Genomic DNA, 11,100 nt, shown 5'->3' on the forward strand with positions numbered 1-11,100 from the left:
AAACGGGGCTGTAAAATAAGTCTCTGCTAAAGAAACGCTAGTTCCGACAAATGCTGGTTCTGGCGTTTCTTTACATTAATATATGTTTTTTGAAAATCGTCACTGTTTTATGTAAAAAGGGTACACTTAATAAGCTTGGATAGATTTCTTCTGTACGTCCATATTTTTTATATCTTACATGTTGTTTTCGTTTGAAAAGAAATTTACGTCCATTAGGGCATATAGGATTTCCGTTCTCATCTCTTATATAGTTTACAGCACGATAAGGATTCGTGTGATGTTTTTTATCTGCCGTTTCTTTTTTGTACATGGTAAATATCATTAAATTTTTCCATTAAAGGTACAAAGCATTCCATGCCTTGTCTTCCATAAAATCAATTCTACGTTAAAAACATACCGTCTAGACAGCTATTTTTTAAGCTATCATTTGAAAGACATATATAATATATAGGCTCAAATGGTGAAAGTGCCCATTTGGGCCTATTATTGTATGAATTCATACGTTACAACCAGAGCAAGATCCACCCGTGTATTACAGTATTGTCATTTTGACAATATTGTATTACTTACGAGTGGCAGACTTGATGGGGATTACGTCCCCATACCCACGTGAAAATATAATTGCTGGCAATTACATTTTAGCAGATATGCAGGCATATCTGAATAAGCGTCATAGACAACAAAATAAGGAAATTTTGATAAGGCATTCACCTGGAATAGGTGAGTGTTTTTTTGTTTTCAAATATTCAATTAATCAAAAAAATTAAAAAAATTTCATTAGGGGGCTGTAAAAATGCCTCTCAGCGTTTCGTTTTATGTAAGGGTATTTTGGACAGGAAAAATTTAAAAAATTTTTATCAAGAACCTGTATTTATGCCCTTCATCTTTTGAATATGTGTAAGGACATTTTTGAGCCGGTATAAAAATGATTTTTACAACAATTAGAAACAGAAACGAGGCGAGAAAAGAATGAAATATGAATACATGAAGGAGTCAGAGCAGATGCTTCAGTACTTCCAGTTTCCGAAGTTTTTGCTCAAACTGCGCATTTCCCAAACTGCAAAATTTCTTTATATGATTTTGTATGACCGGGCACGGATATCGAGAAAGAATAGCTGGATAGACAAGTATGGAAATGTTTATCTGATTTTTCCGATAGAGGAATTGTCTGCTCAAATCGGCAAATGTAAATCTTCTGTAAAAACAGCATTGAAGGAATTAGATGATGTGGGACTATTGGTTCGCAGATCTGGTGGTTTTTCAAAACCCAATCATTTATATGTAAAAATTCCATCTGATGAGATTGGTTTACAGCTGGTTGAGAATAAGGCGGTTGAAAAGATGGTTGCAACAGAGTCGGAAAAGCAACCTTCATCTGGTCGTAAAAATGGCTGTGCAGGAGTTGGAAATGTGGCACCTAGTAAAGTAACTGAGAAATATAAAAGAAATAAATATCATGAAGTAAATTATTGCTATGGGGAAGGAGAGAGTTTGTGATGAGAGAAGAAGATACTGTATGTGTAGGCAGTGATGGTTTGCAATACTGTAAAGTCTGTGGGGAAGCGAAAGAAGTATTTTTTCCTGAGGGTGGATTTATGGGGATGAAGAAACATTCCAGGCAATGTGCCTGTGACAGAAAAGCGTATGAAGAAGAACAAAAATATTTTAAAGACAAAGAGCACCGGGAATTAGTCAGCAGAAATACGAGCATCTGTTTTGACGAGAGCAGAATGGAAGAGTGGACATTTGAGAATGCAGATATGTCAGATACGGTAATGCATAGAGCAAAAAAATATGTTGATAACTGGGAGGAAATGAAAAGAAATCATATAGGCTGTTTGTTCTGGGGACCGGTTGGTACCGGGAAAAGTTTTATTGCGGGGTGCATTGCCAATGAACTTCTTAAGCAAGAAGTAATGGTAAAGATGACAAATTTCAATACCATTATTGATGATATATTTCCACTGGCAGACAAAACGGAATATATCAATGCATTGGCGTCTTATCAGCTTTTGATTATTGATGATCTTGGAGTGGAACGAAATTCAGAATATGCGTTAGGAATTATTTTTAGTGTCATAGACCGCAGGATCCGTTCGGGACGACCTTTGATCATCACAACGAATCTTCCGCTGAAAGAAATAAAAAGCGAGACCATGTTGGATAAAAGGCGTATCTATGACCGTATTTTAGAAATGTGTACACCCGTGTATGTTGGAGGCACAAGCAAACGAGAAGCGATTGCAAGTATGAAAATGGAGAAAGCGAAAACGCTGTTGAACACAAACAGAGGGAAGGAGGAATGCGAATGAATCATACAGAAAAAACAATACCTGTTTGGAAGAAATATTCTTTAAATGTTTCCGAAGCAGCAGAATATTACGGAATTGGAGAAAAGAGATTGAGACAAATCGCAGGTGAAAATGAAGGAGCAGATTTTATTTTGGAAGTTGGTTCGCATATCCGGTTCAAAAGAAAATTATTTGAAGATTATCTGGACACAGCCAGTACAGTTTAAGTGACAGAATAGAAGAAATGGTAATGAAAATAATGTTCATTTTATCTTAGCGAAGAGAAGGTCTTGTGGTATAATGAATAAACCGAGACGGTCTTCCAAGTTAAATGAGCATTTAATGAAGGAGACGAAATATTATGAGTGAAAAAAGGAGAGATCATAGAGGACGTATATTACACAATGGAGAAATACAGTTATCTGATGGCAGATATAGATTTAAGTATGTCGATGAGATGGGAAAGGAGCGCTGCGTATATAGCTGGCGCTTAGACCATAACGATGCAACTCCGAAAGGAAAGTGCCGGGCTTTATCGCTTCGGGAGATGGAGAAGAAAATCCAGGCAGATCATTTTGAACAGATTGCAACAAATGGCGGAAATATGACGGTACTGGAACTGGTTGAAAAATATATATCAACAAAAACCGGTGTCAGACCTACTACAGTTGCAGGATACGGAACAGTTATCAATTTATTGAAGAAAGATCCATTTGGAAAAAGAAGGATTGATACGGTTCGGATTTCGGATGCAAAATGTTGGCTGATACATCTTCAGCAGGTAGAAAAGAAAAGCTATAGTTCCATCCATTCAATCCGAGGAGTTCTTCGTCCGGCATTTCAGTTGGCAGTGGATGATGACCTGATCAGGAAAAATCCATTTCAGTTTCAGCTAATGGAAGTGGTTGTGAATGACAGTGTGACAAGAGAGGCAATCAGCAGGGCTGAGGAACGAAAGTTCCTACGGTTTGTGAAGGAAGACCCTCATTTTTGCAGGTATTATGAAGGAATTTACATATTATTTAAAACAGGCCTTCGCATCTCGGAATTTTGTGGTTTGACGATTTCTGATATTGATTTCAAGGAGCATACGATCAACATCGATCATCAATTGCAGAAAAAATCAAAAATCGGATATTATATTCAAGAGACTAAAACAACCAGCGGAACAAGAAAGATACCTATGACTGCAGATGTAGAGGAATGTTTTCGGAAAATTATAGAAAAACGAAACCCGCCCAAAGCAGAACCTATGGTAGATGGAAAAAGTGGATTCTTATACTTTGATAAAAATGAAAGTATCTGTTATTCCATGCACTGGGAGCATTATTTTCAACACATCATTCAGAAGTATAATAATACTTACAAAGTACAGATGCCTGTCATCACCCCTCATGTATGTCGGCATACCTATTGCTCAAATATGGCAAAATCCGGAATGAATCCAAAAGCATTGCAATATTTGATGGGCCACTCAGACATCAGCGTAACGCTGAATACATATACGCACGTAAATCTTGAGGATGCCAGGGAAGAAGTTGCCCGGATTCAGGTTGTGTAATTACGATTTTTAATTGAAAATAGCAAGGTGTAAAATGGAAAAACATACACCTTATTTTACACCTTTTGCGGACGATATTATGAGAAAATAAACCAGGTTATGCCAGAAAAGAAAAATTCACAAAGGCTTACAAAGCCCGAAAAACCAAGAAAAACTAAGAAATGCGAGGTTATGCAACAATGATAAAAATACTATTCATTTGCCACGGCAGGATTTACCGGGCATGATGAAAAGTCTCAAATCGTCTCATAAGCCCCGTTTTTAAGCGTTTTTTGTGCTTCAGTCTCAAATTTACCAAAGATTTACCAATATTTCTGGAGAGCTAGACTTGCAAAAAAATGAGCCAGAATGAGGAGATTAAAACATGAGCGAATTGAAACCAAGAATAACGGAAAACGGAATTGATTATATCCTTGTTGGAGATTACTACATCCCAGACCTGAAACTGCCGGAAGAACACCGCCCCGTTGGAAAGTATGGACGGCTGCACCGGGAATATTTAAGGGAAATCCATCCAGCCCGATTGAACACATTGACCTTGACTGGAGAGTTATGGACATATCTTTCAGACCTGAACGAACAGGCACAGGAACGGTTAGACACCATCATGGAGCAGATGAAAATTGCCGAGGGCGTAACCGAGGAATTAAAGTGTACCCGTCAAATGGAATGGGTGCGGCGGTGCAATAATATCCACAATCGGGCAGAAGAAATTGTTTTGCATGAGATGATTTATTCATAACGGTATGATAGAATGATTATGACAAATTTTAGTTTGGGAGATGCCTATGAAGAAGTTTTTGAATGATATAAGGAGTGCGGAAAATCCTATATCTGGTAATAGAAAAATTATAAATACCATAGCTATATTGTTACTTGGAATAGCTTTGGGGACTTTTTCAAAATTTTTGGATTTTCGTCAAGCTGAACTGCCAAGTGTGCTTATGGCAATTGATGGAGCATTAGATGTTCATAATTTCCTTGGGCGTTTTGCAATTTGGGTATTGATTGCACTGTGTATTTCTATTTATAGTAATTCTGCAATAAGAGCAAGTGTTAATGTTTTTGCGTTTTTTGCTGGCATGGTTGTAAGTTACTATTTGTATTCAAACTATGTCGCAGGCTTTTTCCCAAGAAGCTACGCTATGATTTGGGTTGGCTTTACCATGATTTCTCCGTTCTTGGCATTTGTCTGTTGGTATGCGAAAGGAAAGAGCAGACCTGCATTTGTGCTATCAGTATTGATTTTAGCAGTATTGTCTAACATGACTTTCGTATATGGATGGGGATATTTCAAAGCACGCTCTGTTTTAGAATTGATAGTCTTTATTATCGGACTTACTGTTTTGAGGAGGGACACATTGAAAAGTTCTGTGCTAATGGGAACCATTAGTATAGTTTTTGCATTTTTACTTGATATGGTTATTCCATTTCATTTTGGATAAACAACTTCCAGTGTCGTTCTGATTTTCAACTAAATAACCACAGCACAAACCGCTGCTACATGGAAGCCAACAAACCATGCAACAGCGGTTTTTCTTTATCGTTTTTTCCTCTGGCTGATGGGCGTTCCCATTTTCTTTGACTTTTTGAGAATCCGAATCAGCCAGCGAAATTCTTCATCTGACAGATTTTTATAGTTGATACCAAGCTGCTTACAGTAAAGGACAACCAGCTTTTCATCACGGCTGCCCTTGAAATTTTCAACCGCTTCCAGATTTTCTTTCAGTTCATCGGCAACGGTGGTCTGGGGTGCACTCTCGCTGTCCTTTTTGTGGGCTTCTCGAATATCCCGGATAATGAGGTTGAGGTCATCCAGAACCATGTGGCTGAAATATTCATCATCACTGATATGGGCAGCTTGCAGCACCTTCAAATGCGGGTCATCTTCGCCGGGGCGATACCGTTCAATGATTTCATGCCGGACGGTATCGACAAGGGCGTTGAGATTCTGAATCTGCATGGTGGCAATCCCATCCACATAAATCTCAATGTCCGCAAGAAACTTGATAAAGTCCTTATGGGTGGCAAGTTCACAGAGCAGACGGTTGTTAATCCGACCGCTTTTCAGAAGTGCTACCATCTCATCACTCAAATGCAGCTCCCTTAATGGCGTGTTGATCTCCGCCCGGTTCTCTGTCCGGCAAAAGAGATAATCGAGGGACACCCCATAAAAATCTGCCAGCAGGATAAGGTTGCCATGATTGATTTCCTTATAGTCATCTTTTTCATAACTGCCAAGAGCCGATTTTGAAATACCCGTTTGCTCAGCCAGTTCTTCCAGTTTTAATCCTTTGTTTAATCGTAAATCTTTTAGCCGTTCCTGTATTGTAGTAGCTCCGTTCATTGAAGCAGTTCCCCCTTCTGACAGCATTTATAACCGTTGAATTGATTATACCATATCAATTCCGCAATCGTGGAAATTTCTGATTTTTACCCCGAATTCCTACTTTGTGGACATACCGCACGAGGCACAAAAATGTTCTATGATACAGGTAGTTCATCGATGGATTATTCCAATCGAATGACCAGCCTGTGTGGGATATGCTTCCCCGGCGATGTAGTGCCATGACTTTTGGCAGGGATATGGAGGAACCCTGACCGAAACGAGCATACCAAAGGGAGCGATACGCCGCTGTGAGATTCAGGGGAGGAACGACACCGGGGAGAACTGGCGAACTGACACCGAACTGATACCGAAACACGACAATCTGATAGGGGGACAGTCTACCCTATCGCTGATACTTCGGGAGATTTTAAGCGACTCTATGACTGTAATTTTGCCGAAAATCGCCCCGAAACCATACACTAAAACGGAAGGAAGCGCAATATGCCGAGAATGAGCAAAAAGAGGAAGCATGAGCTTTCCTTTTACCTCAATGACCGGGGGCGTGTCACTTACAACGAATTATGCCGGAAATGCCAGCATGGGTGCAAGCAGAGCTTCCGGGCGGTTGTGGTTGACTGCCCTCATTATTTATCCAAACGAGCAAAGAAAAAGGAGGAACACACCGAATGAATTTTGAATTTATGACGATAGACACACCATTGCCGCCCTGTATGCCATTTCCAAGAGCGTTGACAGGATTTCCAGTCAGCAGCACCGCAAAGGTCATGTACTGCCGGATGCTGGACGCTATGCTATCCAAAGGACAGGAGGACGAGAACGGAATCCTGTTTGTCTGCTTCCCTGTCACAGCCATTGCCGCAGTCCTGTCCCGCAGTCCCATGACGGTCAAGCGTTCTCTGAAAGAATTGGAAACTGTCGGACTTATCATGCGGGTGCGTCAGGGCATTGGAGAACCAAATAGGATTTATGTGCTGATACCGGGAAAGGAGGACGCTGCCCTTGTCTGATACCTCAAAGCTGGAAAAGATCAACCGGGAGCTGGAGAAAAGCGAAAAGAAACTGCGGAAAGCCATCAATGATGAAAAGGCGTTGCAGCACCAGTTAAAGCAGCTTACCCGAAAGGAACGGACACACCGGCTCTGTACCCGTGGCGGTATGCTGGAAAGTTTTCTGCAAGAACCGGAACGTCTGACAGATGATGATGTCATGCTGTTGTTGAAACTCATTTTTCACAGACAGGACACGCAGGAACTATTGAAAAAACTGCTGGAACGGAAGACGCCGGAAACCCCTTAGTTTACTAAGGGCGCAATTATACACCACCCAAAAGTTGGTGTATTGCGTTCTCCGAAGGCTCCTCGCCGGAGGGCTGTGATTTGTGCGAGCAATGAGCCGAACGAATATGCTTGCATATTCACTCGGCGAATGCCGCAGCAGCCGACAGAATGTCGGCTTTCGCAGTCAAGGTCTGCTACAAATCATACAGGAGTCGCTACGCCGTCTCCGCTCCGCTTCGGTCGGTGCAGGGCAAACGTCCACTGGACGTTTTGCACCCCTGCGCTGGCTGCCGCCAGCTTCCCTTTTGTGGACTTGCCATCTGGGGACACCTTGCGTTGCAAGCTGTTCCCAGCCGACAAGTTTCATAAAATATGCTATCTTTTCGATTGGCGATGAAGTATAATGAAGATGACGACAAATCGGAATTTGTGGAGAGATTTCTTGAACTTTCCTTATTTTACGGGCTTTCCAGCCCCTTAAATAGTGAAATGATATGTATTTTCCCTTATTTTTGACCTTATGCGGAATCAGCAAGGGAAATAAGGGAATTTTTTATTTAGTCGTTGCCTGCCACTTTATCAAGAAGTCTGGCGGAGTTCCGCTTTGCCTTTCTTGTAGAGTGGGCGTAGACATTCATTGTGGTACTGACATCAGAGTGCCCTAACAGTTCCTGCACATCTTTTGGGGCAGCTCCGTTTGAGAGGAGGTTGCTTGTGTAGGTGTGTCGCAACTGGTGGAAATGGAAATTCTCAAATCCGTCCAGCCTTTTTGCAACTGATCGGCAGGCAATGCTGAGTGTGCTTGGCAGTTCCAGACATCCGTCCGGTCTCAGGCAGACAAAGGAGATTTCCTTGTAATCTACCGGGATTTCTTCGGTTCCGTCCAGATGATAATATTCATAATACACTCTGTTTTTGTCCTGTGCTTCCTTGTAGAAATTGCGGTGGTAAAGTTCACCATACTGCATCCGGCTTTTAAGCTGTTTTTTTCTGGCGGTTTTCAGTATTTCAGTCAGAGTATCGCCAAAATCAACAATCCTTACTTTCTTTCGCTTGGTCGGTCCGATGATGTTTTTATGTTTTGTGCCATCATAGCGGATACTTCTTTTAATGGTCAGGCATTGTTCTTCAAGATTGATGTCCTGCCATGTCAATCCGCAAACTTCACCGATACGAAGTCCCGCATAGTATGCGATCTGGATTGGCAGGATTGCAGGTGGATTCTTTACTTTGAGGTATTCTATCAGTCTCTCATAATCTTCATGGGAAATAGGCTGTATGCCTTCTTCTACCTCATCATCTGAGAATAAATCCACATCCTCTGCCTGTTTTTTCAGCTTAATATACTGCATAGGATTAAAAGTAATCAACTGTTTTGGAAATACTGCAAACCGGAAAGCCTGTTGTAATACTGCTGAAAAGGAATGGATGTAATCTTTACTGTATCCTTTTCTCACTTTTCCATCTGGAAATTCCCCACCGAATGTAAGCAGATCGAGAAATGCCTGTAAATGTTCAGCAGTAACGGTTTTTAATTTGCGTTCTGCAATCGGATGTTTCTTGATACAACGGATTGCACCAAGATAATTTTCCACTGTACCATTGCTGAGTGTTCCGACTTTCAGTTCTTCTTCCGCCCACATATCAAGAAGTTCTCCTACAGTAAGATTATCTGTCTTTGCGACAAATTTCTTGCTTTCGTAATCATCCATTGCCTGACGGAGCAGTTTTTCCGTTTCACTTTTACTTTCTGTTCCAGCGTATTCTTTCTGAACCAGATTGCCGCTTGCATCTTCTACATAGAAGCGGTAGTACCATTTCTTTCCTTTTTTTCTTACAGATCCTTTTGCCATAATCGTGTGTCTCCTTTCGATATCAGACAATCGGAACTGATGAAATGCTTCTTGCGTGTAAGTATATCATAACTCCGGTTGTCGTTCTATACCGAATCGGAATCCTCATACAAAACTTCTGATAAAAGATTTTCAAGCCTTTGTTCTGCCATTTCCGGTTTCTTGGAATAAAGCCTTACGATATCTGCCATGTCGTTAAAGGCATTAACAGTGTGGGTGATCTCCCGGAGAAACATAATCTCGTTATATTCATCATTCGATTCAAACCCCATTACTTTTGCAATATCAGCTTCATTCGTGTTGCCCTTGTAATTCTTGCAGGCAAACTGGAATGATTCCAGAAACAGGTTATATTGCTTTAACATCAACAGCAGTAAATCTTTGGAAAAAGCATCTTCCTTTTTACTAAGGTCGAGAGGTAACTGTTTGAGAATATCGCCCATTGCATCACGAATCTGTAATTCTTTCTTATCCGTAATATCGGTTTCGTATTCATCGGTTTCACCTCTGAGCCATTCAATAGATACATGAAGTGCTTCCGAAAGACCTTCCAGCACCATCTTTTTGGTATTGTCAATCGAACCATTCTCATAACGCAGGATTGTGGAAGCGGTAACTCCCATCTTCTCTGCAACATAAGGCTGTGTCAGATTTAATTCCAGACGACGCTGTTTTGCCCTGCTGCCTATCAGCTTGCGTAATTCTTTATCTTTCATGCTGATTGCCTCCTTTTTCGGTATGTATGAATTATAGCATGTACCTCACATAATTGCAATATGCAATATAATAATTATTTTTAAAATTTCATAACGCTTGACAACACAATATAAAACCGCTATACTAACAGCACAACAAAAATTGCATAATGCAATTCATAAGGAGGTGACAAGATGACGGAAAGAAAGATTGCATTATCCATCGAGGAAGCAGCCGACTATACAGGAATTGGCAGAAATACTTTGAGAAAGCTGGTTGAATGGAAGAAGCTTCCGGTATTAAAAGTCGGAAGAAAAGTCCTTATTAAAACTGACATTCTGGAAAAGTTCATGGAAGCCAACGAGGGGCGAGATCTGAGGGATAAAGGAAATGTAAAAGCTGTCACAAGAAATGTGGCAACTTAAAAAGGCGGCTTCCTACGAAACCGCCAAAGGTTCTATCAGACCGAAGCCATGATATACCTACACGCAAGAGGATTATACCATGTGCTTCTCCTGATATGCAACCGGGAACTAATGTTTATCTTGTCGGAAAAACATCGACAAGATAATGCTCCGCAAGGATGCACCACGATTCTGATTGGAATTATGTCAACAGAGCTGACCAGAATCGTGTGCCAAATCTTAGCAGAGCAAGATTTGATTATAAGAGAAAGGATGAAGACGATATGGCGAAATCAACAAAGACTTATGAAGAAAGAATACGTGCATTAGAGAAAAAGGAACAGGAAAGCATCGAAGCTACCAAAAAGCTCATTGCACAGCGAAAGGAACTGGAAAAGAGAAAGAAAGCCGAGGAAAGTAAAAAACGAACCCACAGGCTCTGTCAGATTGGCGGTGCGGTGGAATCGGTTCTTGGCTGTCCGATTGAGGAGGAAGATTTACCAAAGTTGATAGGCTTCTTAAAAAGGCAGGAAACAAACGGAAAGTTTTTCTCAAAGGCGATGCAGAAAGAGCCACTTACAGATATGGAGGAAGTGTAATGGCGGAGGGAGTGGTTTTTCCATTCCCTTCATTGCCTTTGAATGAAGGGCGCACTTATGGACAACCAG

At 40.9% G+C, this 11,100-nt stretch carries 15 protein-coding genes; 11 read left to right on the top strand and 4 right to left on the bottom strand.

What is annotated here, in order from left to right; genetic code table 11:
* Positions 1-70: 70 nt before the first annotated feature.
* Entirely contained in the window at positions 71-322 is a 252-nt protein-coding gene (locus DWY37_RS13995) for a hypothetical protein (protein WP_055218790.1), read from the bottom strand.
* 647 nt (positions 323-969) lie between these two features.
* On the opposite strand from DWY37_RS13995, the gene DWY37_RS14005 reads away from it, so the two are divergent.
* The 6 genes from DWY37_RS14005 (at position 970) to DWY37_RS14030 (ending at position 5,297) form a co-directional block, all read left to right on the top strand.
* Positions 970-1,497 carry a replication initiator protein A gene (locus tag DWY37_RS14005; RefSeq protein WP_055218792.1) on the top strand — a complete coding sequence of 176 codons (528 nt, stop codon included), beginning with the start codon at positions 970-972 and terminating at the stop codon, positions 1,495-1,497.
* Positions 1,497-2,312, top strand: coding sequence for an ATP-binding protein (locus tag DWY37_RS14010; protein WP_118542232.1), 816 nt, complete (start codon positions 1,497-1,499; stop codon positions 2,310-2,312). The genes DWY37_RS14005 and DWY37_RS14010 overlap by 1 nt, the downstream gene beginning before the upstream one ends.
* Entirely contained in the window at positions 2,309-2,518 is a 210-nt protein-coding gene (locus tag DWY37_RS14015; RefSeq protein WP_004844954.1) for a MerR family transcriptional regulator, read from the top strand. Before DWY37_RS14010 ends, DWY37_RS14015 begins: the two co-directional genes overlap by 4 nt.
* 134 nt (positions 2,519-2,652) lie before the next feature.
* Complete coding sequence (locus DWY37_RS14020; RefSeq protein ID WP_118542230.1) at positions 2,653-3,852, top strand: site-specific integrase; 1,200 nt, start codon at positions 2,653-2,655, stop codon at positions 3,850-3,852.
* Positions 3,853-4,216: 364 nt separating this feature from the next.
* Positions 4,217-4,594 (top strand): TnpV protein, encoded by a 378-nt coding sequence (locus DWY37_RS14025; protein WP_118542228.1) that lies wholly within the window; start codon positions 4,217-4,219, stop codon positions 4,592-4,594.
* Between the two features lie 46 nt (positions 4,595-4,640).
* On the top strand, positions 4,641-5,297 hold the full coding sequence (locus tag DWY37_RS14030) for a hypothetical protein (RefSeq protein WP_118542226.1): 657 nt from the start codon (positions 4,641-4,643) through the stop codon (positions 5,295-5,297).
* 95 nt (positions 5,298-5,392) lie between these two features.
* On the opposite strand, the gene DWY37_RS14035 is transcribed toward DWY37_RS14030, so the two are convergent.
* Entirely contained in the window at positions 5,393-6,199 is an 807-nt protein-coding gene (locus DWY37_RS14035) for a helix-turn-helix transcriptional regulator (RefSeq protein ID WP_006060470.1), read from the bottom strand.
* A gap of 483 nt (positions 6,200-6,682) precedes the next feature.
* Between DWY37_RS14035 and DWY37_RS14045 the strand changes: the two genes are divergently transcribed.
* From DWY37_RS14045 to DWY37_RS14055, 3 genes are read left to right on the top strand one after another with little or no spacing between them, the layout of a single operon-like run.
* Positions 6,683-6,871, top strand: a complete 189-nt coding sequence (locus DWY37_RS14045; RefSeq protein WP_118542224.1) for a hypothetical protein — start codon at positions 6,683-6,685, stop codon at positions 6,869-6,871.
* Positions 6,868-7,209: a DeoR family transcriptional regulator gene (locus tag DWY37_RS14050; RefSeq protein WP_118542222.1), complete on the top strand. Its 342-nt coding sequence runs from the start codon at positions 6,868-6,870 to the stop codon at positions 7,207-7,209. Before DWY37_RS14045 ends, DWY37_RS14050 begins: the two co-directional genes overlap by 4 nt.
* Positions 7,202-7,498, top strand: coding sequence for a DUF3847 domain-containing protein (locus DWY37_RS14055; RefSeq protein WP_118542220.1), 297 nt, complete (start codon positions 7,202-7,204; stop codon positions 7,496-7,498). Before DWY37_RS14050 ends, DWY37_RS14055 begins: the two co-directional genes overlap by 8 nt.
* Positions 7,499-8,036: 538 nt before the next feature.
* Here DWY37_RS14055 and DWY37_RS14065 read toward each other — a convergent pair.
* Both DWY37_RS14065 and DWY37_RS14070 read right to left on the bottom strand, forming a co-directional pair.
* Positions 8,037-9,332, bottom strand: coding sequence for a tyrosine-type recombinase/integrase (locus DWY37_RS14065; RefSeq protein WP_014080634.1), 1,296 nt, complete (start codon positions 9,330-9,332; stop codon positions 8,037-8,039).
* An 86-nt stretch (positions 9,333-9,418) separates the two neighbouring features.
* Positions 9,419-10,048, bottom strand: a complete 630-nt coding sequence (locus tag DWY37_RS14070; protein ID WP_003505395.1) for a helix-turn-helix domain-containing protein — start codon at positions 10,046-10,048, stop codon at positions 9,419-9,421.
* A 174-nt stretch (positions 10,049-10,222) separates the two neighbouring features.
* On the opposite strand from DWY37_RS14070, the gene DWY37_RS14075 reads away from it, so the two are divergent.
* Both DWY37_RS14075 and DWY37_RS14085 read left to right on the top strand, forming a co-directional pair.
* Complete coding sequence (locus DWY37_RS14075) at positions 10,223-10,453, top strand: helix-turn-helix domain-containing protein (protein WP_003505382.1); 231 nt, start codon at positions 10,223-10,225, stop codon at positions 10,451-10,453.
* Positions 10,454-10,716: 263 nt separating this feature from the next.
* Positions 10,717-11,031 carry a hypothetical protein gene (locus tag DWY37_RS14085; protein ID WP_014080633.1) on the top strand — a complete coding sequence of 105 codons (315 nt, stop codon included), beginning with the start codon at positions 10,717-10,719 and terminating at the stop codon, positions 11,029-11,031.
* Positions 11,032-11,100 lie beyond the last annotated feature (69 nt).

This window comes from Roseburia sp. AF25-13LB, assembly GCF_003478915.1.
GTDB classification, from domain to species: domain Bacteria; phylum Bacillota; class Clostridia; order Lachnospirales; family Lachnospiraceae; genus Roseburia_C; species Roseburia_C amylophila.